Annotated in this window: 24 protein-coding genes; 14 read left to right on the forward strand and 10 right to left on the reverse strand. The window is 28.5% G+C overall.

The features are described 5' to 3' along the window. Position 1 precedes the first annotated feature (1 nt). The 6 genes from AB0T67_RS01265 to AB0T67_RS01290 all read left to right on the forward strand — a co-directional run bounded on the left by AB0T67_RS01265 (position 2) and on the right by AB0T67_RS01290 (position 6,358). The gene (locus tag AB0T67_RS01265) at positions 2-949 is read left to right on the forward strand and encodes a PorP/SprF family type IX secretion system membrane protein (RefSeq protein WP_369218803.1); all 948 of its coding nucleotides are present in this window, start codon (positions 2-4) and stop codon (positions 947-949) included. 65 nt (positions 950-1,014) lie between these two features. Continuing rightward, a complete protein-coding gene (gene rluF / locus AB0T67_RS01270) occupies positions 1,015-1,950 on the forward strand; it encodes a 23S rRNA pseudouridine(2604) synthase RluF (RefSeq protein ID WP_369218804.1) in 936 nt (311 codons plus the stop codon). A gap of 248 nt (positions 1,951-2,198) precedes the next feature. Further along, positions 2,199-3,329 (forward strand): tRNA guanosine(34) transglycosylase Tgt, encoded by a 1,131-nt coding sequence (tgt, locus tag AB0T67_RS01275; protein ID WP_271230044.1) that lies wholly within the window; start codon positions 2,199-2,201, stop codon positions 3,327-3,329. 11 nt (positions 3,330-3,340) lie between these two features. Continuing rightward, positions 3,341-4,426 carry an LptF/LptG family permease gene (locus AB0T67_RS01280; protein ID WP_369218805.1) on the forward strand — a complete coding sequence of 362 codons (1,086 nt, stop codon included), beginning with the start codon at positions 3,341-3,343 and terminating at the stop codon, positions 4,424-4,426. Further along, positions 4,413-5,312: a DMT family transporter gene (locus AB0T67_RS01285; protein ID WP_369218806.1), complete on the forward strand. Its 900-nt coding sequence runs from the start codon at positions 4,413-4,415 to the stop codon at positions 5,310-5,312. The genes AB0T67_RS01280 and AB0T67_RS01285 overlap by 14 nt, the downstream gene beginning before the upstream one ends. Before the next feature lie 92 nt (positions 5,313-5,404). Next, complete coding sequence (locus AB0T67_RS01290; RefSeq protein ID WP_271230040.1) at positions 5,405-6,358, forward strand: acetyl-CoA carboxylase carboxyltransferase subunit alpha; 954 nt, start codon at positions 5,405-5,407, stop codon at positions 6,356-6,358. A 362-nt stretch (positions 6,359-6,720) separates the two neighbouring features. Here AB0T67_RS01290 and AB0T67_RS01295 read toward each other — a convergent pair whose 3' ends face one another. Beyond that, positions 6,721-7,353 carry a 7-carboxy-7-deazaguanine synthase QueE gene (locus AB0T67_RS01295; protein WP_271230039.1) on the reverse strand — a complete coding sequence of 211 codons (633 nt, stop codon included), beginning with the start codon at positions 7,351-7,353 and terminating at the stop codon, positions 6,721-6,723. Positions 7,354-7,593: 240 nt separating this feature from the next. Between AB0T67_RS01295 and AB0T67_RS01300 the strand changes: the two genes are divergently transcribed. Continuing rightward, a complete protein-coding gene (locus AB0T67_RS01300) occupies positions 7,594-8,154 on the forward strand; it encodes a hypothetical protein (RefSeq protein WP_271230038.1) in 561 nt (186 codons plus the stop codon). A gap of 68 nt (positions 8,155-8,222) precedes the next feature. Here AB0T67_RS01300 and AB0T67_RS01305 read toward each other — a convergent pair whose 3' ends face one another. Continuing rightward, positions 8,223-8,900 (reverse strand): ZIP family metal transporter, encoded by a 678-nt coding sequence (locus AB0T67_RS01305; RefSeq protein WP_271230037.1) that lies wholly within the window; start codon positions 8,898-8,900, stop codon positions 8,223-8,225. Further along, positions 8,897-9,622 carry an SAM-dependent methyltransferase gene (locus AB0T67_RS01310; protein WP_369218807.1) on the reverse strand — a complete coding sequence of 242 codons (726 nt, stop codon included), beginning with the start codon at positions 9,620-9,622 and terminating at the stop codon, positions 8,897-8,899. The genes AB0T67_RS01305 and AB0T67_RS01310 overlap by 4 nt, the downstream gene beginning before the upstream one ends. A 112-nt stretch (positions 9,623-9,734) precedes the next feature. On the opposite strand from AB0T67_RS01310, the gene AB0T67_RS01315 reads away from it, so the two are divergent. Continuing rightward, complete coding sequence (locus AB0T67_RS01315; RefSeq protein ID WP_369218808.1) at positions 9,735-10,919, forward strand: THUMP domain-containing class I SAM-dependent RNA methyltransferase; 1,185 nt, start codon at positions 9,735-9,737, stop codon at positions 10,917-10,919. A 48-nt stretch (positions 10,920-10,967) separates the two neighbouring features. Here AB0T67_RS01315 and yiaA read toward each other — a convergent pair whose 3' ends face one another. The 6 genes from yiaA to AB0T67_RS01345 all read right to left on the reverse strand — a co-directional run bounded on the left by yiaA (position 10,968) and on the right by AB0T67_RS01345 (position 16,059). Further along, complete coding sequence (gene yiaA, locus AB0T67_RS01320) at positions 10,968-11,366, reverse strand: inner membrane protein YiaA (protein ID WP_369218809.1); 399 nt, start codon at positions 11,364-11,366, stop codon at positions 10,968-10,970. A 132-nt stretch (positions 11,367-11,498) separates the two neighbouring features. Next, positions 11,499-12,152, reverse strand: a complete 654-nt coding sequence (locus AB0T67_RS01325; protein WP_369218810.1) for a toxin-antitoxin system YwqK family antitoxin — start codon at positions 12,150-12,152, stop codon at positions 11,499-11,501. 82 nt (positions 12,153-12,234) lie between these two features. Then, positions 12,235-12,510: an HU family DNA-binding protein gene (locus AB0T67_RS01330; protein WP_271230033.1), complete on the reverse strand. Its 276-nt coding sequence runs from the start codon at positions 12,508-12,510 to the stop codon at positions 12,235-12,237. Between the two features lie 183 nt (positions 12,511-12,693). Next, positions 12,694-13,638: a methionyl-tRNA formyltransferase gene (fmt, locus tag AB0T67_RS01335; RefSeq protein WP_369218811.1), complete on the reverse strand. Its 945-nt coding sequence runs from the start codon at positions 13,636-13,638 to the stop codon at positions 12,694-12,696. Beyond that, positions 13,639-15,525, reverse strand: coding sequence for a RecQ family ATP-dependent DNA helicase (locus AB0T67_RS01340; RefSeq protein WP_369218812.1), 1,887 nt, complete (start codon positions 15,523-15,525; stop codon positions 13,639-13,641). Between the two features lie 3 nt (positions 15,526-15,528). Continuing rightward, positions 15,529-16,059: an ATP-binding protein gene (locus AB0T67_RS01345; protein ID WP_271230030.1), complete on the reverse strand. Its 531-nt coding sequence runs from the start codon at positions 16,057-16,059 to the stop codon at positions 15,529-15,531. Positions 16,060-16,171: 112 nt separating this feature from the next. On the opposite strand from AB0T67_RS01345, the gene AB0T67_RS01350 reads away from it, so the two are divergent. The 6 genes from AB0T67_RS01350 to AB0T67_RS01375 all read left to right on the forward strand — a co-directional run bounded on the left by AB0T67_RS01350 (position 16,172) and on the right by AB0T67_RS01375 (position 21,768). Beyond that, entirely contained in the window at positions 16,172-16,453 is a 282-nt protein-coding gene (locus AB0T67_RS01350; protein WP_271230029.1) for a DUF493 family protein, read from the forward strand. After that, positions 16,454-18,061, forward strand: a complete 1,608-nt coding sequence (locus AB0T67_RS01355) for a peptidylprolyl isomerase (RefSeq protein ID WP_369218813.1) — start codon at positions 16,454-16,456, stop codon at positions 18,059-18,061. Beyond that, a complete protein-coding gene (locus AB0T67_RS01360; RefSeq protein WP_369218814.1) occupies positions 18,051-18,911 on the forward strand; it encodes a hypothetical protein in 861 nt (286 codons plus the stop codon). Before AB0T67_RS01355 ends, AB0T67_RS01360 begins: the two co-directional genes overlap by 11 nt. Further along, positions 18,874-20,253: a peptidylprolyl isomerase gene (locus tag AB0T67_RS01365; RefSeq protein ID WP_369218815.1), complete on the forward strand. Its 1,380-nt coding sequence runs from the start codon at positions 18,874-18,876 to the stop codon at positions 20,251-20,253. Before AB0T67_RS01360 ends, AB0T67_RS01365 begins: the two co-directional genes overlap by 38 nt. A gap of 107 nt (positions 20,254-20,360) precedes the next feature. After that, entirely contained in the window at positions 20,361-21,314 is a 954-nt protein-coding gene (locus tag AB0T67_RS01370; RefSeq protein WP_369218816.1) for an AAA family ATPase, read from the forward strand. Between the two features lies 1 nt (position 21,315). Beyond that, positions 21,316-21,768 carry a YybH family protein gene (locus tag AB0T67_RS01375; RefSeq protein ID WP_369218817.1) on the forward strand — a complete coding sequence of 151 codons (453 nt, stop codon included), beginning with the start codon at positions 21,316-21,318 and terminating at the stop codon, positions 21,766-21,768. A gap of 83 nt (positions 21,769-21,851) precedes the next feature. Here AB0T67_RS01375 and AB0T67_RS01380 read toward each other — a convergent pair whose 3' ends face one another. Further along, entirely contained in the window at positions 21,852-24,083 is a 2,232-nt protein-coding gene (locus AB0T67_RS01380) for a M1 family metallopeptidase (protein ID WP_369218818.1), read from the reverse strand. Positions 24,084-24,201: the final 118 nt, after the last annotated feature.

Raw genomic sequence — 24,201 nt, forward strand, 5'->3', positions numbered from 1 at the left:
AATGAGAAAAATATTTATAACAATAAGCATCCTAATTTTTAGTCTAAAATTAGTCGCTCAAGAAATTAATTTACCTCAGTATATTAGTCATATGGCTGACAATCCATTTTTAATATCGCCAAGTTATGCGGGTATAGGGTCAGAATTAAAAGTTAGACTAAATGGTGTAAGTCAATGGATTGGAGTTAAAGACTCTCCAGATACACAATCATTAGTTGCTGAAGCTCGTTTAGCAGAACGTTTTGGAGGTGGTATTACTCTTTTTAATGATAAAAATGGAGAAACAACCCAAAAAGGAGTTAAATTATCTTTAGCAAGCCATTTAACATTAAGTAATTTTCATGATAGTTTTTTGTCATTCGGTTTAACTTATAATTTTGTTCAATTTGGTATTGATACTTCAAATGATAATTCAAATAGTAATGTTCCAAATAGATCAGAAGCGAGTTCTAACTTTGATATAGGTATGCTTTATCGTTATGAGCATTTTAGTATTAGTGTGAATGCAAATAATATTTTAGATAAAAAAATAGAAAATTTTTCAACAAATGAACCAGAAGGTTTAGGTAGATATACGGTTTATTCATCATTTGTATTTGCTAGAATTAGCGATAGAATTGAAATTGAACCATCTATTTTTGTAGAATATTATGAACAAGATAAAAGATCTAGAACAGATTTAAACGTAAAAGTTAGAAAAGGTATTGATGAAGGATATATTTGGGCTGGTTTAAGTTATACTTCTTTAAATGATCAATCCTTTAAGCCTCATGCAATTGCTCCGTTAGTCGGTTTAAAAAAGAATAACTTATATCTCTCTTATGGTTTTAGTGTTGATTTAAACAAAACACAAGATTTTAATTATGGAAGTCATATGATAACACTTGGTTTTGACTATAGTAGACGCCCAAGTTTAGCTAGATGTACTCAGAAAATGATTATGTTTTAAAAAAATAAAATAATTAATAACTATCCTCAAGCTAAAACTTGGGGATTTTCTTTTTCTTTGCAATAATGGAAGATAACAATAGAGTTTCAGTAAATCTTAATAAATTTATCAGCAGTACAGGTATTTGTTCTCGTAGAGATGCTGAGAAATTTATTAATTCAGGTAGAGTTACAATTAATAAAAATGTAGCTAAATTAGGTAATCGAGTTTCAAAAGGAGACGTAGTACGAGTAGATGGACGTTTATTAGAACCAAAAAAAAGTACACTTTATATCGCTTTAAATAAACCAGTAGGTATTGTTTGTACTACGGATAGTAGAGAAAAAGATAATATTGTAAAATTTGTAGGACATCCTGAAAGATTATTTCCTATCGGTCGTTTAGATAAACCATCGGAAGGATTAATATTTTTAACAGATGATGGTGATATCGTAAATAAAATTTTACGTGCAGGAAACAACCATGAAAAGGAATATATTGTTACTGTTGATAAAAAAATAGACGAAGAATTCATCGATAAAATGGGTAACGGAATTCCGATGTTAGGAACGGTAACTCAAAAATGTAAGGTTGAAAAAATAACAGATTTTATATTTAAAATTACCTTAACTCAAGGTTTAAATCGTCAAATACGTAGAATGTGTGAATATTTAGATTATGAAGTAACTAAGTTAAAGCGTTATCGTATAATGAATGTTTCTTTAGGAAATTTAAAACCTGGTGATTGGCGAGAATTAACAGAAGATGAAATGAAAGAAATCAATGAAATGATTTCAAGTTCTTCTAAAACAGAAGAAGCATCTCAAGTTCAAAAAAATAAGCCAAAACAAGCAAGACAAGTAAAAGAAACAGGTCAAGCTAAACAAACGAAGAAAGTAAAGCAAACAAAGAAAAAAGAGGCAGTTAACAAAAAAAGTGCTGCTTTTAGAAAGAATTCTCCTAAAACTCTACGAAATGCAAAAGCAAGTGCAAAAGGTAAAGTGGCAAGAAGACGTAAATAAAAATATTTTTTCATAATAAAAAAGAGTAGAACACGTCAATTTGAATTTATTTCAGATTTGCATACTAATTCGCGATGTTCTTAGTGATGAATCAAGACAAAATAATTCTTTGTTTTGATTCATTTTTTAGAGCAAATTTATTGAAATAAATTCTGTTTGAAATTGAGAATAATCTTGTCAACTGAACAAAAGTAAATAATTATTTTTTTTACTTTTCCAATTATTAAATAAACGTATCTTTGTGCCTTATGCAATTCGACTTAAAAATAACAGACCCAAAAAGTAAAGCCCGAGCAGGAGTTATTACTACAGATCACGGAACTATTGAAACACCAATTTTTATGCCAGTAGGTACTGTTGGTACAGTAAAAGGTGTGCATCAATCTGAACTTAAAGATGAAATAAACCCTGATATAATTTTAGGAAATACCTATCATTTATATCTACGACCAAAATTAAAAACTTTAGAAGCCGCAGGTGGTTTACATAAGTTTATGAATTGGGATCGTAATATTTTAACTGATAGTGGAGGATATCAAGTATATTCACTTTCAGGAAGAAGAAAAATAAACGAACAAGGAGTAAAGTTTAAAAGTCATATTGATGGTTCAATGCACTTTTTTACTCCTGAAAACGTAATGGAAACTCAACGTACCATTGGAGCCGATATTATTATGGCTTTTGATGAATGTACACCGTATCCGTGTGATTATAATTACGCAAAACGCTCGATGCATATGACCCACCGTTGGTTAACACGTTGCGTAAATCATCTAGAAAAATTACCTTTTAAATACGGATATGAACAAACGTTTTTCCCTATTGTACAAGGAAGTACTTATAAAGATTTAAGAAAACAATCAGCAGAATATATTGCATCAGTTGGTGCACAAGGAAATGCTATTGGAGGGCTTTCAGTGGGTGAACCAGCTGATGAATTATATGCTATGACAGAAGTTGTTACAGCTATTTTACCAGAAGATAAACCTCGTTATTTAATGGGAGTTGGTACGCCAATTAATATTTTAGAAAACATAGCATTAGGTATTGATATGTTTGACTGTGTAATGCCAACTCGTAATGCACGTAATGGTATGTTGTTTACAGCTTACGGATCTATCAATATTAAAAATAAGAAATGGGAAAATGATTTTTCTCCAATAGATGATATGGGAATTACTTATGTAGATACCATGTATTCTAAAGCTTATTTAAGACACCTTTTTGCTGCAAAAGAAATGTTAGGAAAGCAAATAGCATCTATCCATAATTTAGGCTTCTATTTATGGTTAACAAGAGAAGCTAGAAAACATATTTTAGCTGGAGATTTTGTACAGTGGAAAGATAAGATGGTTAAGCAAATGGATAATCGTTTATAAAAATATTTTTTTTGAAAATACTTGATTGGTACATATTAAAGCGTTTTTTGGCAACATTTCTGTTTACCTTATTAATATTAATACCTATTGCGGTAGCTATTGATATTGCGGAGAAAATAGATAAATTTTTACGACACGAAACGTTAACTTTTGTAGAAATCGTAAATGATTATTATATTAATTTTATAATATATTACGCTAATACATTTATGCCATTGGCATTATTTATTGCTGTAATATTATTTACATCAAAATTAGCAAATAATACAGAAATTGTAGCTATTAATGGTTCTCAAGTATCGTTTACACGTTTTCTATACCCTTATTTTATAGGTTCAACAATCGTTTGCATTGTTGCATTGCTAATGAATCACTTTTTCGTGCCATCTAGTAGTAAAACAAGAAAAGCTTTTGAAAGAGAATATTTAAAGAAGAAAAAATATTCAGATACTTCTGTAAGGGAATTTAGTTTACAACTAAATGATAGTACATATATCTATCTTCAAAATTTTGATTTAAAGAGAAACAGAGGATATAATTTTTCGACAGAAATTTATGATGGAATTCAATTAAAAGATCAATTAACTGCTGATAATATTTCGTGGAAAGAAAAAGACAGTATATTTGAATTAGTTAATTGGAAGAGAAGGAAAGTATTTAAAGGAAATGATAGTATTTTTTATGGAAATAAATTAGATACAACTTTTGCTTTTACTCCCAAAGACTTTAATTATAAAAATATCATGGCTCAAGAGATGAAATCTCCTGAATTAATTGAATTTATTTCCATTTCAAAAAAAAGAGGTATTAAAAATTTAAATATTTATTTGGTAGAACTATATAAACGTACCAGTTTACCAATAGCATGTTATATTTTGACATTAATAGCAGTTGCTTTAGCATACAAAAAAACAAGAGGAGGAATAGGTGTTAATTTAGCCTTAGGTATCTCTTTAATGTTTATATATGTATTCTTTTTAAAAGTAGCAGAAGTATTAGGTGCAGTAGCTGGCGCAAATGCCTTATTAAATGTGTGGATACCAAATGTTGTGTTTGGTACATATTCACTTTATTTATATTTTAATGCAAGAAAGTAAACTAAAACATTACCTACAATTACACTTTATTGTTTTTATATGGGGGTTTTCAGCAATATTAGGTGCTTTAATCTCTCTTGATGCAATTCCTTTAACTTGGTATCGTATGACAATAGCAGTGGTATTTATTGCTGTTTATTTTATAATTCGTAAAATATCTTTTAAGGTCGATCGTAAAGGGCTTTTAAAATTTGCTTTTTCAGGAGTAATAATTGCCGCACATTGGGTTACTTTTTTTATGGCAATAAAAGTATCAAATATTTCCGTGGCTTTAGTAACTATGAGTACAGGTGCTTTTTTTACATCGCTGATTGAACCGCTGTTTTTTAGAAGAAAAATTCAAATTATTGAAATTTTATTAGGACTATTAGTTATTGGAGGCTTGTATATTATTTTTAATTTTCAAAGTGAATATACTTTAGGGATAATTTACGCATTAATATCTGCATTTTTATCAGCATTATTTGCTGTTTTAAATGGTCTTTATATTAAAAAATACGATGCAAATACTATTTCTTTTTATCAATTATTATTTGGTGCATTAGCGGTAACATTATATTTATTATTTACACAAAAATTTTCAGTAGCTTTTTTTCAACTACCAACGAATGATTGGTTGTATTTAATTTTATTAAGTAGTGTTTGTACTGGGTACGCTTTTATTGCTTCGGTAGATATAATGAAGTACTTAACGCCTTATACAGTAATGCTAACTATTAATTTAGAGCCTATTTATGCTATTGTTTTTGCGTTAATCATATTTGGCGAAAAAGAACAAATGAGTACAGAGTTTTATTATGGTGCATTTATTATTTTAGGAGTTGTTTTATTAAACGGAGTTATCAAAAATATGAGGTCTATCAAAGATAAATTTAAGAAAAATTAATATTTTAAGAAAAGGTAGAAAGCTAAAGATTGTAATTTTTTAGTATGTTTGCTTTTACAAAGAATTAAAAAAATATAATCAAACTATATATAATGGAATATTTAGATTTTGAATTGCCAATAAAAGAACTAGAAGATCAGTTGGCGAAATGTTTTGCTATAGGAGAAGAAAGTGATGTAGATGTTACAGAGACCTCTAGGAATATTGAAATAAAATTAGAAAAGGCTAAAAAAGAGATATACAAAAATATAACACCTTGGCAACGTGTACAATTATCACGTCATCCAAACCGTCCATATACCTTAGATTATATCAAGGCTATTTGTGGAGACACTTTTATGGAGTTACATGGTGATCGTAGCGTAAAAGATGACAAAGCTATGATTGGTGGTTTAGGTAAAATAGGCGATCAATCGTTTATGTTTATCGGTCAACAAAAAGGATATAATACTAAAACACGTCAGTACCGTAATTTCGGAATGGCAAACCCTGAAGGATATCGTAAGGCATTGCGTTTGATGAAAATGGCAGAGAAATTTGGCATTCCTGTCGTAACTTTAGTAGATACTCCAGGTGCTTATCCAGGTTTAGAAGCTGAAGAAAGAGGACAAGGAGAAGCGATTGCTCGTAATATTCTTGAAATGACCCGCCTTAAAACACCTATTATAACAATCGTTATCGGTGAAGGTGCTTCAGGAGGTGCTGTAGGTATTGGTGTAGGAAATAAAGTATATATGATGGAAAACACTTGGTATACGGTAATTTCACCAGAATCATGTTCTTCTATTTTATGGCGTAGCTGGGAATATAAAGAAAAAGCAGCCGAAGTATTGAAATTAACAGGTGAAGATATGAAGCGATTAGAATTAATCGACGGAATTATTGAAGAGCCAGTTGGAGGTGCACATGCTGATAAAGAAGGAGCTTATAAAGCAGTACAAGCACAAATAGTAAGTGCTTTTGATGAATTAAAAGATTTAACAGAAGCCGAATTAATTGCCCAGCGTATGGATAAATACGCAAATATGGGGGTGTATAAAGAATAATAATAAATTACTTTTTATTATAAAAACTCGCTGAAAAGGCGAGTTTTTGTTTTTTAATTAATTTAAAAATATCATTATTATTTTTGATAATAAAAATGGAACTGTAAAGTATTAAATTTTTAGAGCCTGTTTAAATTTTAACTAAAGTGTTTTTTTTAACATTAACCGTCATTCTGAATTTATTTCAGAATCACATAAAATGAAGAACTACGGCAAATAAGAATGCGAAACTGAAATAAATTCAGTTTGACGGATTCTATTTTTCAGCTATAAAACTCTTTTTGGGTAAAATTTAAACAGCAGGCTCTTAATAATAAAAAAAGCAACCTAAATTTAGGTTGCTTTTTTATGATATTTTTATTTTAAGGTATATTCAAAAATTTATGAGTTTGTAAAGAAATTCGCCATTTTGGGTTTTTCATTACATAATCAATAATTAACGGAGTCATTTCTTCTTTTTTACTCCATTCAGGTTGTAAAAATAATTGACATTTCTTGCCAACTTTTTCAGCTTGCTCTTCTGCAAACTTAAAATCATTCTTGTTATGAATAATCATTTTTAATTCATCTGCCTCTTTATAACACTCCTTTGTAGGTAGTTTTGTTTTTTTAGGAGATAAGCAAAACCAATCCCAAACTCCAGAAAAAGCATATGCTCCTGATGTTTCGATGTGTGTTTTCATTCCTTTATCTTGCAGTTCAGATGTAATATAATCTAAACTCCACATTAAAGGTTCACCACCTGTAATTACTACTGTTTTAGCATATTGTTTAGCATTGGAAACAATAATGTCTGTTTTGGTTGGTGGATGTAAATTTGCATCCCAACTTTCTTTAACGTCACACCAATGACATCCGACATCACAACCTCCAATTCTAATAAAATAAGCCGCAGTACCTGTGTGCGATCCTTCTCCTTGAATAGTATAAAATTCCTCCATTAATGGAAGCATTTGTCCTTTATCAATTAACTCTTGTACTTCTTTTTTCAACATAAGGATGCAAAGATAGTCAACATTAAAATTTTATGGATGATTTTTGTTACTTTTACGTGATTTATCAAAAAAAAAATTTTAAACGATGTAAAACCCGATTTCAAAAATAGTATATTACCAAATAATATGTATTATAAATGTTAGGGCTTTTAAAAAAGGAATTAAAATAAAACAAATAGACTGCAAAGTCGTTTTTAATATAAATAACCAACAAAAACTAGTAACCAAACCAGTAAATCAATGAAAAATATAATTAAACCTTTAATAATCGCTTTAATTTCAGTGGTATTTATACAGTGTGGAAACAATAAATACGATATTTCTAAAGGGAAAATAGGTAAATTATCTACAGCTACAACCATGCAAGAGGTTGATAGAGTTTTTAAAAATGATTCGATTGTAAAAGTATTAAGCGAAGGAGCTAAAGGAAGTAACTATTTTCAAGAAGATGATAAATATTTAATTTATGAAAAAGGAGGAAAGCATTTATTAACAATTGTACCTAAAGAACAATTAGATTCTTTATCAACAATAAAAAGTATCGAAATTTTTGATGAGCGTTTTAAAACAGCTTCTGGTTTAAATATAAATTCTTTATTTCAAGAAATTAATGCAAACAATACTATTTCTAAAGTAGAATCTTCATTTTTATCAGTAACTTTATTTATTGATGATTTAAATGCAACAGTTTCACTTGATAAAGAAGATTTAGGTTTAAAAGATTTTAGTACTCAAAAAGTAACTATTGAGCAAATTCCTGATTTAGCTAAGATAAAATCATTAACGATCTGGTTTCATTAGAAAATATTAATTATAACCAGACCTCACATGTTTTTAAAACCTGTGAGGTCTTTTTTTTTCAAAAAATATTAAAGCGAAAAAATAGTCAGAATAATTCCTAAAAGAATGGCAGTAAATTTTTTTAAATTAAATTTATGATTTTCAGAGCTTTCAAAAAGTATTATTGTTGATATATGAAGAAAAACACCAATAATTAAAGCTGTAATTTCTGTATGATACTCGTTAAAAAAAGGTATTTTATCAGAAACTAAAACTCCTAACGGACTCATAATAGCAAAAACACTTAAAAATAAAATAATTGTTTTTTTATTATAATTTGTTTGCAATAAAAAGGTTGTTAAAACAATCGCAATTGGAATTTTATGAACAATAATCGCTCCAAGTAAGTTATCACCAGCATGATGTATTGGTAATCCTTCCGAAAAAGCATGAATACATAAACTAATAAATAACAACCAAGGAAAATCTGATTTATCAGAATGTACATGAATATGTCCGTGTTCAGCTCCTTTAGAAAACGATTCTAATACCGATTGAATAATAATTCCGACTAAAATTAAAATTCCTATTTTTTTAGCGTTATGCGTATGTGTATAAACTTCAGGAAGTAAATGTAAAATAGTTACCGAAAGTAAATAAGCACCACTAAAGGCTAGTAATAAACGTACGTGCTTGTTATTCGGTTTCCATATTAAAACTAGTAAAGAACCTATTAAAACTGCTATTATTAATAATATATAACTCATTCTCCAATTAAAATTAATCTATCAGAAGTATTTTTATCAAACTCATTTAAACCGTAATCACCAAAAACATGTTTTAAATTTAAGCCAGCTTTTTTAAAGTAGATTTGCATTTTATCTAAAGTTAAAAACTTTACTTGTTCGGTGTAATTGTGTTGTTTTTGATCAGCAATAAAAGAGATATGTTTTAATATAAAACCATCTTTAATTTCTCTTTTAATATTGAATTCAATATTATCTACAGTTTTAATTTCTGATGTAACTAACGAATTTTTTACTTTTTCAACATTTAAAAAGTCTAAAACGAATACACCATCTTCTTTTAAGCCATTTTTAATGCTTTTTAAAATGGCAATATCTTCGTTATCATCATCAAAATAACCAAAACTTGTAAATAAGTTAAAAATAGCGTCATATTTTTCTTTTATAGGATCTCGCATATCCCAAACTTCAAAATGAAGATTTTCATTTTCAAATTGTTTTGCGTGTGTAATACTATTCTTACTTAAATCACCTCCTGTAACTTTGTAGTTTAAGGAGTTTAAATAAACCGAATGCCGTCCTTTTCCGCAGGGTAAGTCAGCTATGTGGCTTGTTTTAGGGAGTTGTAAAAAAGACGTTATATTACGCATAAAAAACTGTGCATCTGCATCGTTTCTGTGCTTATATAATGTGTGATAGTAAGATGTATCGAACCAAGAAGTAAACCAGTCTGTTGTTTTCATATGTATAAGGTCTGCAAAAATACATAAATCTTACGTTTTTTAGATTGAAACAAGAAAAGATTCCTATCAACCCAAAATTAGCTGTACTTTTGTATCGAAATTTTACAGTTATATGGAGAAAGATTTTAAAATGACTGCCATTACGATGGCAGGTTTAGAAGGCGTACTAGGAGATGAACTAAGAAAACTTGGTGCTCAGGACGTTAAGGAAGGAATACGTAATGTTTCCTTTAAAGGAGACACTGGTTTTATGTACAAAGCAAATATTGCTTTACGTACAGCTATTCGTATTTTAAAACCAATTAAAAAAAGTAAAGTTTTTGATGAAGAAGATTTATACGAAGCTATACAGCGTATAAAATGGGATCGCTATTTAGATGTAGATGGTACTTTTGCTATTGGAGCTGTTGTGAATTCTAAAAATTTCACAACAAATTCGCATTATATTAGCTTAAAATCTAAAGATGCAATTGCTGATTACTTTATGAGTAAGTATAAAAAACGTCCGAATGTAGATTTAAAACATCCTGATGTTAAAGTTCATATACATATTCATAATGAATGGCTAACTATTTCTTTAGATTCTTCTGGTGATTCATTACACAAAAGAGGATACAGAAGTGCTACCAATATTGCCCCAATTAATGAGGTTTTAGCAGCAGGATTAGTATTATTATCTGGTTATAAAGGAGAAGAGAATTTTATTGACCCTATGTGTGGTTCTGGTACTATATTAATTGAAGCAGCAATGATTGCTAATAATATACCAGCAAACATTAATCGTAAGCATTTTGCTTTTGAAAACTGGAAAGATTACGATGAAGATTTATATTTTGTAATTCAAGATGCTTTGTTGAAAAAAATTACAAGTTCTCATTTTAAAATAATGGGATTTGATAAAGCTCCTTCGGCAGTTACCAAGGCTAAACAGAATGTTGTTAATGCCAATTTAGAAGAATTTATAGGGATACACCATGTAAACTTTTTTAATTCAAAGAAAGAGGTATTTGGTAACACAACTATTTTATTTAACCCGCCTTATGGTGAACGTTTAAATATTGATGTTGAAGAGTTTTATAAAAAAATAGGGGATACCTTAAAGCATAATTATCCAGGTTCGATGGCGTGGTTAATTACTTCTGATACACAAGCTTTAAAACACGTTGGTTTACGAACTTCAAAAAGAATACCACTTAAAAATGCCGATTTAGATTGTCGTTTTGTAAAGTATGAATTATATGAAGGAAGTAAAAGAATTAAAAATGATTTTGATGATGAAATAAGAGATGAAGAGTAATATCAAAATTAAATAAAAAAAATCCGCTGAAAACTTCAGCGGATTTTTTTATTTATCTTCTTTATCCAAAATTAAATTATCTCTAGTGTTTTTTTGAACAGTAATTGCTCCAAAAATACTAAGTAAAAAGGCAAATGCATAAAACCCTTTTTCGCTAGGTAATAAACTAGCATTGTAAAGTCCTATTATTAGTAAAGTAATCGATAAAATAGTTCCAAACCAACAAACTCCATAATATATCTCTGTTATAGGATGTCCTTCTATTTTATCTCTAACACTTTTTTGAAGTGAAATAACTGCAAAAAGACTGAACATTAATACAGTAAAATAATATCCTTTCTCATTAAAAGCCATTTCAGATTTTGATAATCCAATTAAATAACCTGATATACCAGAAATTAGTGCCACCCAAGAGGCGATAATGAATGATTTTGATGTTTTTAGCATTTTTTTAGTTTTAATTTTTCAATTTAAAAAAAATAAACAAATAAGTAGTTATTTGCATTTTTTTATTCTAATTATTTTTGTGTGTAATAAGTAGTGTATAAAAATATGATATTAGTAAGTTGTAATAAATAACTAATATTTATTAGTTTTGAGTACTTTTCCATTACTATAGTTTTCTTTAGATTTTATTTCTCCATTATCGTAATAGTTAATTATCTCTCCGTTTAGTTTTCCTTCTTTATAGTTTTTTTTTAATTTTATCTTTCCATTTTCATAATACCAAATCGCTTCACCATCTTCTTTTCCATTTTTCCACTTTATTTTATATTTAGTATTTCCATTTTTATAAAGTCGAATACCATCTCCATTAGGCTTTCCAGCTATTAGGTTTCCTTTAAATTCAAGTTCACCGCTTTTATAGTAATTGGTTAAATCTCCATTAGATATACCATTGATTAAATTAGATTGAGTTGATATTTGACCATTTTCATAATACCAAATATCTTTTCCAGTTTGTTGTCCATTTAACCAACTTAATTTTCTGTAAATTTCTCCATTTTTATAGTACCTTATACTTTCTCCATGTCTTTTTCCATTTTTAAATATTTCTTTAAGTTCATTTTCTCCACTTTCATAATATTTAACAATAGCTTCACCTGTATAAGGAGTTTTTTTGTTTATTTCAAAATGTATTCCATCTCTATTTTCTAATTGATTTCCATTAATTGGTTTTTTACAGCTAATTAAATTTATACCGATTAGTAATAGTAATATTATATTTTTCATTTAATACATATTATTATATAAAACAAAAACAGCATTTAGTTGCCTAAATGCTGTTTGAAATATAAAGTATATTTTATAAATCTTAGTTGTTTACAGAATCGCTTAAACCAGCACCTGCTTTAAACTTTACTACATTTTTAGCAGCAATTTGAATTTCTTTTCCTGTTTGAGGGTTTCTACCAGTTCTAGCAGCTCTTTCAGAAACAGACCAAGTTCCCCATCCAACTAATGCTACTTTGTTTCCTTCTTTTAAAGAAGTAGTAACGTTAGAAGTTAAAGAGTCTAATGCAAGTTTAGCAGAAGCTTTAGAAATTCCTGCATCAGCAGCCATTGCATCGATTAAATCTGATTTGTTCATAATTTTAATATTTTAAAAATTAATTTTTGTTTTTTCGCTTAATAGCTCAACAAATATAGTAGGAATGCGGTTCCGTGCAAGTTTTCAGTCTAAAAAAACAACAAATTGTTAATAACATTCTTGAAATTGTTAATAACCTACCTTGTTTTTTATCGAATTTGGTTAAAGCTGATGAATAAAGGGTTACAGGGCTTTAGCTTCTGTATCAAATTGAAAACCATTTAATAAACTTTTAGCATCCATTAATTTTTTACCTGAAATTTTAATTTGCTCAATAATAAGGTACCCATCTTTTACGGCGATTTTTAATTCTTTTTTAGAAGTAACAATCGTTCCGTTAGCTAAATCATGCTCAGCAAATTCTTTTGTTGTACCGTATATTTTTGCTGAAATTTCAGTTTCACCATTATTTATAGTCGTCCAAGCGGCAGGATATGGGTTTAAACCACGAATATGATTATAAATATGATTTAAAGACCTAGACCAATCTATTTTGCAATTATCAGGATATAATTTAGGTGCAGATTTTTCTTCTAGTTCAGGTTGTTTTGTTGTGGGTACATTCCCAGTAGCAATTAAATCTAACGTTTCAGCGACTAAGACAGCTCCTAAGTTCATTAATCTATCGTGTAACTCACCAACAATTTCATCTTCTTTAATAGGTACTGTTTTTTGTAAAATAACTTCACCTGTATCTATTTTATCATCAATAAAAAAAGTAGTAACCCCTGTTGTTTTTTCACCATTGATAAGCGCCCAGTTTATTGGAGCAGCTCCACGGTAATCAGGTAATAAAGATGCGTGTAAATTAAAAGTACCATATTCAGGCATTGCCCAAACTATTTTTGGCAACATTCTAAAAGCAACTACAATTTGTAAATTGGCATTCCACTTTTTTAAATCAGCTTGAAAATCTTCATTTTTTAAGTTTGTCGGTTGAAGAATTGGTAGTTCTTGAGAAAGCGCGTATTTTTTTACCGCCGATTGGTTTAATTTACGACCTCTACCGGCAGGTTTATCTACGGCAGTAATTACGCCAACTACATTATAATCATTTTCGATAAGGTGCTTTAAAATGGTAACCGCAAAATCGGGTGTTCCCATAAAAACGATGCGTAAATCTCTCATTTATAGTAAAAAGTATTTGTTGTTAGTAACGCTTATTTTTTCTTCTGATAATAGCGTTCGCAAAAGTATTAAAATGTTTGCTTCTTTTTCATGTAGTCGTGTACAGATTTCAGAAACACTTAGTCTTTTTTCCTTATCTAATAGCTTAATTATATGTTCTGGATTTATATAAAAAGTTTTTTTGTATTGTAAGCAAACATCACAAATTCCACATTTTTTAGTAGCATCTTCATTAAAATAAGCTAGTAACTGAACACTTCTACAAACGTCATTATTTTCTATAAAATGAATTAAATCTTTATGTTTTTGCTTTTTCTGAGTTAAATAGAGGTTAATGTTTTTTGAAACTCTATTGATAGTTTTATCATCTTCTCGTGGATGCAGTAAAAACAATTCAGAATTATTGGTTGCTTTATGATATTCGAGTATATTTTTTTCTTGCATTCGTTCTAATTCCTCAACAACTTGCCATGAAGTAATGCCTGTTTTTTTGGCAATATAAAACTCATCAATTTTAACAGGGTTTTCAAAAACACCTCCATATAAGCGTAAAACTGTTTGTATAAAGTTTTTTACTGATGGATTTTGTTGAGAATAAAGTACAACCTGTTTACTTAAAACAATAAAATGAATGGTTGATTTTTGCTGAAAATTAGCATTTAATTCTATAATACCATTACTATTTAATATCTGTAATACATTATATGTTTTAGTAGAAGGGAGTTTATACTTTGTACAGAACTCTAAAAAATTAAAATCGAAAGCTGTTTCAATAAATTCACCTATTGTAATTTGAAAATGCTGATATAATTTTCGATGTACTAATTTTATATCAGAAATAATAGGAAGAGAGGTTTCTAAAGAGTCTTCGCTTTTTTTGATATCATTTTTATTGACTAAAACAACAGAAAAAGCTTTATTTCCATCTCGTCCGCCACGTCCAGCTTCTTGAATATAATTTTCAATCGAACTAGGAAGGTTTAAATGAATAACTACCCTTACATTAGGCTTGTCTATCCCCATACCAAAGGCATTGGTTGCGACTATGATGGGTGTTTTTTCGCTCATCCAACTATCAAAAGCAAGTTCTTTCTCTTGAAATGTTAATCCTCCATGATAAAAACAACTTTTAAATCCATTGGCACTTAAATAACTAGTAATATCTTTTGTTTTCGCTCTAGAATTGACATAAACAATTGCAGGAGCTTTTGTTTTTGTGAAAATCTGATTTAATTTATTTAGTTTATCATCTGTTTCAAAAATTTGATAAGCTAAATTTTTTCGATAAAAAGATTTTTTGAATATCTTAGGAGTATCAAGTTTTAGGGAAACAATAATATCGTTAATTACCTTTTTAGTTGCCGTTGCTGTTAAAGCGATAAAAGGAACTTTGGGTTGTAACTCTTTTAAAATTGAAATATTTTGATAAGAAGGACGGAAATCATGCCCCCATTCAGAAATACAATGCGCTTCATCAATAGCAATTAAATTAACTTTTAGTTGTTTTATTTTTTCTTGAATAAAACGAGACTGTAAACGTTCTGGAGAAATGTATAAAAATTTTGTTTTTCCGAATCGGATATTATCAAAAAGCGTAATTATTTCGTCCTGAGAACTTCCTGAAGAAATTACAGTTGCTTTTATTCCTTTATTGATAAGGCTATCAACTTGGTCTTGCATTAACGCAATTAATGGCGAAATAACAATACAAACTCCTTCGTTAATTAGTGCAGGAATTTGAAAACAGATAGATTTTCCACCACCTGTTGGTAATAAAGCGATGGTGTCTTTTCCGTCTAAAACAGCCGTTATAATTTCTTGTTGAGGTGATCTAAAAGAACGGTGTTTCCAATAGTGAGCTAATATTTCTATCGATTTATCAGACATTTTTTATAATGATTGTAAAATAAAATCACAGCGTTCTTTTACGCTTCCAAAAGGAATTTCTATAATTTCGTAACCAATTTCCATATAAGTTTCTTTTAAAAATTTATCTATTTTTACTGATTGCTCAAATGTTTCATAACGCTCATTATCCGATTCGTAAATACTTTCCCACGGTGAGCACATAAATACTTTGGTATATATATATTGCTTACTCTTTTCTATATAAATAGGTGGATATTCATTGCCTAAATAATTCATGTATGCATGTATATCAGGGATTCCTCTATCAAAAAAAACAATATCATTATTGTTTTTTTGAGCAGTTAAATATTGTTGTTCTCTTCCTTCTAATAACATTTCGCTAAAGAGCAAAGGTTGTTCTAAAAACAATTGATCTATACCTTCTCTTTGAGCCTTTAGTATTACTTCTCTCGAAATTTCAGGCATACAATTATAACCGAGGTTTATAAACTCATTTAAAATTGAAGACTTACCAGTACCAGGACCTCCTATTAAAACTATTTTTTGTTGCATAGTGCAAAAATATAAGTTTCAATTTATAAATGTAATAAATAGTGTAATTTTGTGTTTCATCATTTTTAAATGATGATTAAAATTAATTTTAGAAAAAATAATAGTACGTATTATGTCAGAGAGAGAAGCATTTTATATTAAATTGAAAGGACAACTAGAAGATACAACAACGTTTCCGAGTAAATATTTATATAAATTTATTGTACCAACAGATGGGAATCAAGTAGAAGAAGTAAAAGAATTGTTTAATAATGCAGGTGCTGTTATTGAAACTAAAAAATCAAAAACAGGAAAATATAATAGTCTTTCTATTTTTTTAAACGTTAAAAGCGCTGACGAAGTAATTGCCTATTACAAAAAAGCAGATGTAATTAAAGGAATAATTTCTCTATAGATGAAAAAAATATTTTTAGTATTTATTGTTTTAGTGATAACGAGTATTAATTCTTTTGCTCAAAAAGATACGGAGTTATTTCGTATTAATAATTCACCTGTAATGGTGTCTGAATTTAAGCAAGTTTACGAGAAAAACTTAGGCGTTTTAATTGATGATAAATCTAAAGATATAGATAACTATTTAGAATTATTTATTGATTATAAGTTAAAAGTAAAAGAAGCATACGATTTAAAATTAGATACATTAAAAAATTATAAAAATGAATTAGCGGGTTATAAAAATAAATTAATAGCGCCTTATTTACAGAATACAGTGTATTTAAATGAATTAGTAGAACAAGCTTATCTTCGTAAAAAAACAGAAGTAAAGGCAAGTCATATTTTAATTAAATTCCCTAAAAAAGGAATTCAATTTGATACCTTGCCTTTATATAATAAGATAAATGCTATTCGAAAGACTATTTTAAACGGAGCTTCTTTTGAAAAAATAGCAAAGGAAGTTTCTGAAGATCCTTCAGTAAAGGTTAATGGTGGTAATTTAGGCTATTTTTCAGCTTTTTCAATGGTATATCCGTTTGAAGATGCCGCTTATGCTACTGATTTAAGTAAAGTTTCAAAGCCTTTTAAAACAAAATTTGGATATCATATTTTACAAGTTACAGGAAAAAGAGTCGCTAAAGGAGATTTTGAAGTTGCTCATATTTTAGTAAAAGATAATCCAAAAGGTGAGCTGAAAATAAATGAGTTATATCAAAAAATAGCATCGGGGATTTCTTTTGAAACAGTGGCTAAAAAATATTCTGAAGATAAAGGAACAGCCTTTTCTGGGGGTAAATTACTAAGGTTTGGTACTGGAAAAATGGTTGCCATTTTTGAAAATAAAGTAAGAGAATTACCAGAAATAGGTGCTTATAGTAAACCTTTTAAAACGAAATATGGATGGCATATTGTTAAGTTATTAAAAAATTATCCAATCGGTTCTTTTGATGATTTAAAAGATGAATTAACCGATAAAGTGAAAAAGACAAATAGAGCTAGTTTGTCAAAGACAGCTATTTTAAATAAATTGAAAAAAGAATATCGAATTAAAGAACATAAAAAAGCTTTGGCTGTTTTTTTAACATCAGATATTCATCAATTAAAAGAAGAGAAATTAAATAAAGTCTTACTTTCTATCAATAATAAAAAAATAACACAACAAGTATTTTTTAAATCGATAAAATATAAATCTAATCAGTCTATTACTGGTTTATATGAAAACTTTAAAAATAGTCAGATAATCAAATATTTTAAAGATGATTTAATAAATACTGAACCTGTATACAGAAATACTTTATTAGAATATAAAGAAGGTTTACTATTATTCGAGTTATTACAACAAAAAATATGGAACAAAGCATCTAAAGATACTTTAGGTTTAACTGCTTTTTATCAGGATAACAAATTAAAATATCAGAATAAACCATTTAAAGATGTAAAAGGATTTGTTATTAATGATTATCAAAAAGAAATAGAAAGAGAATGGATTTCTGAGTTAAGAAAGAAGAATAAGATAAAAATAAAAAAGAGTGTATTAAAAAAGTTTAAAGAAACATATGATAAATAAAACCGCCCTTTTATTAATAGCAATACTTATTGTTTCTTGTGATTTTATCAGTTTAAAAACTGAAAAAATAACACAACACAGACCTATTGCAACTGTTTTAAATAAAAATCTATATAAAAAAGATATTGAAGAGTTATTGCCAAAAGGTATTAGTTCAAAAGATAGTATCGTTATTGTAAGAGGACTTATTTATTCTTGGGCAAAAAAACAGCTGTTATTAGCTAAGGCAGAAGAAAATATTTCAGAGGTTAACAGCGATGAAATAGAAAATTTAGTAAATAATTATAAGAAAAGTTTATATATAAATGGATATAAAGAGCGTTTGATAAAACAACAATTAGATACTATTGTGGAACAAGAAGAGGTTGATTTATATTATCAAAAAAATAAAGAAAACTTTAAGCTAAATGAAGAGATTTTACAATTTGAATATATTTATTTTGGTAAAGATTTCTTAGATAAAGAAGAAACTATTAAAAATTTTAAATCTTCAAAAGAAGAAGATAGAGAAGATTTAGAAAGATACTTATTAAATTTTAAGTCATATAGATTACAAGATACAACTTGGATTCCATTTTCTTCATTACCAAAAATAATTCCGCCTTTTCAGTTCGAAACGAAGCAAGATTTGTTAAAAATTTCCAAATACATACAAAAAGAAGATAGTTTAGGAGTATATTTGGTGGCTGTAAAAAAGAGGTTGCCAAAAAATGCTACGGCACCTTTAACATTTGTAAGTAGTAGAATTAAACAAATAATTTTACACAAAAGAAAATTAGAATTAATTAGAGAGATAGAAAAAACGTTGATAAATGATGCAATTCAAAATAAAAACTTTAAAGAATACTAGTATATTATTAACCTTTTTTTTATCAGGTTTAGTAGCTGTAAATGCACAACAAACTAAAATTGATGGTGTTGCTGTAGTAGTCGGTAAAAACATTGTTTTAGATTCTGATATCGATAAATTTAAACAAGAAGTTGAGGTTAGGAGTGAAGGAAAAATACAAATTTCTAATTGTGAAATGTTAGAAGAGTTAATGCAACAAAAATTATTAGCACATCATGGTATTATTGATAGTGTTGTTGTATCTCAACCAGACATTGATAGCAAAGTACAAAGAAGTATTACGTATTTTACAAAAGAATACGGTAGTGAAGAAAAAGTAATTAAAGCTTATGGTTTTAATGATATTGAAGATTTAAAGAAAGAGTTAGCAAGAGTACAGACAGAAAATATTCTTATCGAAAAAGAACAACTAAAAATTACCGAAAAAGTTGATGTAACTCCAGAAGAAATACGTGTGTATTTTAAAGGATTAAAAGATAAAAATGAATTACCTGAAATTCCTGCTCAAGTAGAAATAGCACAATTAGTATTAAATGCTGAGCCAACAAAGGAAGAAAATGACCGTATTATCAATAAACTTAATCAAATTAAAAAGCAAGTTGAAGCAGGTGCTAGTTTTAAATTAAAAGCAATTATAAATTCAGATGACCCAAGTGTAGCTCAAAATAGTGGGAATATGGGGGTTATTACAAAAGAAACAAATTTTGTAAAAGAATTTAAAGAAGTAGCTTTTTCATTGGAAGAAGGTCAAATATCAGCACCTTTTAAATCACCTTTCGGATATCATATTATTTTACTAAATAAAATTAGAGGTAATGGACGTGATGTTTCTCACATATTAATGCAACCAGAAATTGCAGATGATAAATTAAAAGAAACAAAAGATGTTATTGAAAATATTGTAAAAGATATTAAAAATGGAAAAATAACTTTTGAAGAGGCTGTGAAAAAATTCTCAGAAGAAGATGAAACTAAAAATAATGGTGGTTTAATTATAAATCCATACACACAAGAAACTACTTTTGAATTAACAAGAATGCCTCCAGATTTATTTGGTAGAATTAGTGAACTTAAACAAGGAGATTTATCTGATATTTTTTATGATGAAACTCGTGAAGGTGAAAAAATGTATAAAGTAATCTTATTAAAAAAGAAAACAGATACACATAAAGCAAATCTTGTAGATGATTATGTAAGATTACAAGAGTTTGCTTTAGCTAAGAAAAAAGAAGAAGTAATCGTTAAGTGGTCTAATGAAAAAATAGAAGAAACCTATATTAAATTAGGTAACGATTACAAAGACTGTGTATTTAAAAAAGATTGGAAGAAAGAAAATAAATAAGCATTAATAATTTTAGTATATTGTGATTCCCGCGTTTAGCGGGAATCTTATTTTATAATAGTTTGTAAATTACTATTTTTGAAGTAAGTAAATTTAAAATTCATTATATGTCAGACGTAGCCACTGTAAACAATTTAGTAAAGAAATTTAGTCAATTACAACAAGAAATAGGTAAAGTAATTATAGGACAGCAAGAAGCTGTTGATTATACATTATTATCCGTTCTTTGTGGAGGTCACTCTCTTTTAATAGGTGTACCAGGTTTGGCAAAAACATTGTTAGTTAATACTATTTCAGATGTATTAGGATTACAGTTTAGTCGTATTCAATTTACACCAGATTTAATGCCTTCGGATATTTTAGGAAGCGAAATTTTAGATGAAAATCGTCAGTTTAAATTTATAAAAGGACCTATTTTTTCTAATATTATTTTAGCCGATGAAATTAATCGTACACCACCTAAAACTCAAGCAGCTTTACTTGAAGCAATGCAAGAAAAATCGGTAACTATTTCTGGTCATCATTATAAATTAGATTTACCATTCTTTGTGCTAGCAACACAAAATCCGATAGAACAAGAAGGTACGTATCCATTACCAGAAGCGCAGTTAGATAGGTTTATGTTTTCTATTCATTTAGAATATCCAACATTTGAAGAAGAAGTACAGGTAGTAAAAAATACAACTTCAACAATTAATCAGACTGTAAACTCAATTCTGTCTTCACAAGAAATTATCGAAATGCAACAATTGATTCGAAAAATTCCTGTAGCTGATAATGTAATTGAATATGCTGTTGGTTTGGTAGCTAAAACACGTCCGAAATCAGAAAAAGCAACTACTTTAATTAAAAAGTATATTGATTGGGGAGCAGGACCAAGAGCGTCTCAGAATTTAATATTAGCTGCAAAAGCATACGCTGCTGTAAATGGAAAATTTTCTCCAGATATTGAAGATGTTCAAGCAGTTTCTGTACCGATATTATCACACAGAATTGTTAAAAATTACAAAGCAGAAGCAGAAGGTATAAGTATTAATGAAATTATTAAATCATTATTTTAAAATGAAAAAAGTATTCGTATTTATAATATTATTGTTGTTTATAAGTGTTTCTTGTAAACAAAAACCTTTAGAAGAAGTTGTATCAGAAAAAACGGAAAAAAAAGAAATTTTAGCCGTAATGAAAGCTCAAGAAATAGCTTGGTCAAATCATGATATTGAAGGATATATGCAAGGTTATTGGAAAAATGATTCTTTAAAATTTTACGGAAGTAGTGGGCTTACTTATGGATGGAATAAAACATTATCAAATTATAAAAGAGGATATCCAACTAAAGATTATTCAGGAACATTAAAGTTTAAGATTAACGATATTTCAAAAATAAATAGTGGTTCTTATTTTGTAATGGGAGAGTACCATTTAACAAGAAAAGTAGGAGATGCAAATGGTATATTCATGATTATTTTTAGAAAGATAAAAGGATCGTGGAAAATAATTGCAGATACTTCTGCTTAAATAAAATTAGACATTATTTATTATCAATAAAAAATAAAACCCGCTTTAAAAGCGGGTTTCGTTTTGTTTAAAAAAATAAAAAATTAATTTTTATTTTTAAAGTTATCAAATTTGTTAGCTGTTTTCTTAGGCCAGCTGTTATTTGTTGTGTCAATATCTGCAGTTTCTAAATCAGGATCAACTACGAAGCTTTTTATTTCTTTATCTGAAGAAAAAACTCTGTAAACTTTTTGATCATTTTTCATCCAAATTTGAGCAGGGAATGTTTCACGTTTTTTAGTACCATCCGCATATGTTAATTCAACAATAATTGGCATTGGTAAGCCTCCTATTTTTTCAAATTCAACTTGATACATATATTTAGGTAATGCTTTTAAGTTTGCTTTTTTATTTACAGGTAAAGAATTAATATAATTATTAATTTTACTAGTATTAGCATCTTCTTTTTTATCAGTTAAAAAGATTAATTCACCTAACGATTCAAAATAAGCCTTTGCACGTGGATTTGTTTTTATTAATCCTTTTACTCTATCATTTTGTTTGTCTGTTATGTAAAGTGTTTTCACTTCTTTAACTCCAATATCAGAATAATCAGTAGAGTAGAACCAACCTCTCCAGAACCAATCTAAATCCATACCAGAAGCATCTTCCATTGTTCTAAAGAAGTCAGCAGGAGTAGGGTGTTTAAACATCCATCTTTTAGCGTAAGTTCTAAAAGCATAATCGAATAATTCAGGACCCATAATAGTTTGACGCAACATATATAAACCAGCAGCTGGCTTTGTATAAGCATTTGGTCCAAAGTTTTTCACGTAATCACCATGTGACATGATAGGGCTTAGTTTTTCTTGATCTAAACTCATATAACGTACAATATCTTTTGGTAAATTACCTGTATTAAAACTAGGATCGTAATCTAATTCTGCTAAAATTTCAACAAAAGAATTTAAACCTTCATCCATCCAAGTCCATTGACGCTCATCAGAATTTACAATCATAGGAAAGAAATTATGCCCAACTTCATGAGTAATTACACCAATCATTCCGTTTTTAACTCTATCAGAATAAGTACCATCAGCATTAGGACGTCCGTAGTTAAAACAAATCATAGGATATTCCATTCCTTGATCTTTTGCATGAACAGAAATTGCTTTAGAATAAGGATAATCAAAAGTCATTTTAGAATATTCTTCTAAAGTATTGGCAACAACTCTTGTAGAGTGCTCTTCCCATAATGGATTTCCTTCTTTAGGATATAAAGAAATAGCCATAATATTTTTTCCGTTTACATTTACAGCCATGGCATCCCAGATATATTTTCTAGAAGAAGCAAATGCATAATCACGAACGTTATTTGCTTTAAAGTGCCATGTTTTAGTTTTTGTAGTACTTTGTTTTTCGTTAGCTTCAGCTTCTTCTTGAGTAACAATAAAAACAGGATTTTTGTAAGATGTTTTTGCTTTTTCGAAACGCTTACGTTGTTCTTTTGTTAAAACATCTTTTTCGTTTTGTAGTTCACCAGTAGCATCTAAAATATGATCGGCAGGAACAGTTAATTTAACATCGTAATCACCAAATTCTAAAGCCCATTCACTTCTTCCAAAAAATTGCATATTTTGCCAACCCTCTACGTTATCATAAACAGCTAAACGAGGGAAAAATTGAGCAATAGTATAGTTTTTGTTTCCATCAGGAAATAATTCAAAACCAGAACGACCACCATCTTCTACAGAATTATTAATTAAATAATTCCATTTTATTTTAAATTTGAAAACATCTCCAGAAGCTAATGCCTTAGGTAAATTAATACGCATCATTGTGCTATTAATTGTGTATGATAAATCATTACCATTTGAATTTTTTACTTCTTCTATTTTAAAACCAAAATTTTTTGGTTTGTCTAAATTCTCTGAAATAAATTTTTGAGGAGTTTGAAAACCGCTAGCTCCTTTAGATTCTATAAGTGGACTTTTAGAATCAGGTGCACGCATATTCTGATCTAATTGTACCCATAAATACTCTAATTTATCTTTAGAATTATTATGATACGTAATTACTTCATTACCATATAATTTGTTAGAAGCTTCATCTAAACGTAAATCCATCACATAATCAACTTTTTGTTGCGTATATTGATGACCAGGTGCGCCCGATGCCGTATGTTGATCGTTTGGTGTAGCAAGTACATTTTTTAATTGACGAAATCTGTTTTGATCAATGTGACCTTTTTGAGGCTCCTTTTTAATTGTTTCTTGTGCAAATATTGATGCAGAAATAAAAAGTGCCGAAAATAGTAGTGTAGAATACTTTCTCATTTTCTTGATTAATTGGTTTTTTAAAATATTTCGTAAGTTACTGAAATTTGAGTATTAGAAAAACTAGTTTACTAAAACTTTAACAAACCTTTAATTCTTAATATTGATTTTTTTATCA

This window comes from Tenacibaculum salmonis (assembly GCF_041053065.1).
In the GTDB taxonomy this organism is placed as follows: Bacteria; Bacteroidota; Bacteroidia; order Flavobacteriales; family Flavobacteriaceae; genus Polaribacter; species Polaribacter pacificus_A.

Bases quoted from the DNA above. Each gene is read 5' to 3' on its own strand.
- AB0T67_RS01265 (WP_369218803.1), top strand. From the start codon at position 2: ATGAGAAAAATATTTATAACAATAAGCATCCTAATTTTTAGTCTAAAA.
- rluF (WP_369218804.1), top strand. From the start codon at position 1,015: ATGGAAGATAACAATAGAGTTTCAGTAAATCTTAATAAATTTATCAGC.
- tgt (WP_271230044.1), top strand. From the start codon at position 2,199: ATGCAATTCGACTTAAAAATAACAGACCCAAAAAGTAAAGCCCGAGCA.
- AB0T67_RS01285 (WP_369218806.1), top strand. From the start codon at position 4,413: ATGCAAGAAAGTAAACTAAAACATTACCTACAATTACACTTTATTGTT.
- AB0T67_RS01290 (WP_271230040.1), top strand. From the start codon at position 5,405: ATGGAATATTTAGATTTTGAATTGCCAATAAAAGAACTAGAAGATCAG.
- AB0T67_RS01295 (WP_271230039.1), bottom strand. From the start codon at position 7,353: ATGTTGAAAAAAGAAGTACAAGAGTTAATTGATAAAGGACAAATGCTT.
- AB0T67_RS01300 (WP_271230038.1), top strand. From the start codon at position 7,594: ATGAAAAATATAATTAAACCTTTAATAATCGCTTTAATTTCAGTGGTA.
- AB0T67_RS01305 (WP_271230037.1), bottom strand. From the start codon at position 8,900: ATGAGTTATATATTATTAATAATAGCAGTTTTAATAGGTTCTTTACTA.
- AB0T67_RS01310 (WP_369218807.1), bottom strand. From the start codon at position 9,622: ATGAAAACAACAGACTGGTTTACTTCTTGGTTCGATACATCTTACTAT.
- AB0T67_RS01315 (WP_369218808.1), top strand. From the start codon at position 9,735: ATGGAGAAAGATTTTAAAATGACTGCCATTACGATGGCAGGTTTAGAA.
- yiaA (WP_369218809.1), bottom strand. From the start codon at position 11,366: ATGCTAAAAACATCAAAATCATTCATTATCGCCTCTTGGGTGGCACTA.
- AB0T67_RS01325 (WP_369218810.1), bottom strand. From the start codon at position 12,152: ATGAAAAATATAATATTACTATTACTAATCGGTATAAATTTAATTAGC.
- AB0T67_RS01330 (WP_271230033.1), bottom strand. From the start codon at position 12,510: ATGAACAAATCAGATTTAATCGATGCAATGGCTGCTGATGCAGGAATT.
- fmt (WP_369218811.1), bottom strand. From the start codon at position 13,638: ATGAGAGATTTACGCATCGTTTTTATGGGAACACCCGATTTTGCGGTT.
- AB0T67_RS01340 (WP_369218812.1), bottom strand. From the start codon at position 15,525: ATGTCTGATAAATCGATAGAAATATTAGCTCACTATTGGAAACACCGT.
- AB0T67_RS01345 (WP_271230030.1), bottom strand. From the start codon at position 16,059: ATGCAACAAAAAATAGTTTTAATAGGAGGTCCTGGTACTGGTAAGTCT.
- AB0T67_RS01350 (WP_271230029.1), top strand. From the start codon at position 16,172: ATGTCAGAGAGAGAAGCATTTTATATTAAATTGAAAGGACAACTAGAA.
- AB0T67_RS01355 (WP_369218813.1), top strand. From the start codon at position 16,454: ATGAAAAAAATATTTTTAGTATTTATTGTTTTAGTGATAACGAGTATT.
- AB0T67_RS01360 (WP_369218814.1), top strand. From the start codon at position 18,051: ATGATAAATAAAACCGCCCTTTTATTAATAGCAATACTTATTGTTTCT.
- AB0T67_RS01365 (WP_369218815.1), top strand. From the start codon at position 18,874: ATGATGCAATTCAAAATAAAAACTTTAAAGAATACTAGTATATTATTA.
- AB0T67_RS01370 (WP_369218816.1), top strand. From the start codon at position 20,361: ATGTCAGACGTAGCCACTGTAAACAATTTAGTAAAGAAATTTAGTCAA.
- AB0T67_RS01375 (WP_369218817.1), top strand. From the start codon at position 21,316: ATGAAAAAAGTATTCGTATTTATAATATTATTGTTGTTTATAAGTGTT.
- AB0T67_RS01380 (WP_369218818.1), bottom strand. From the start codon at position 24,083: ATGAGAAAGTATTCTACACTACTATTTTCGGCACTTTTTATTTCTGCA.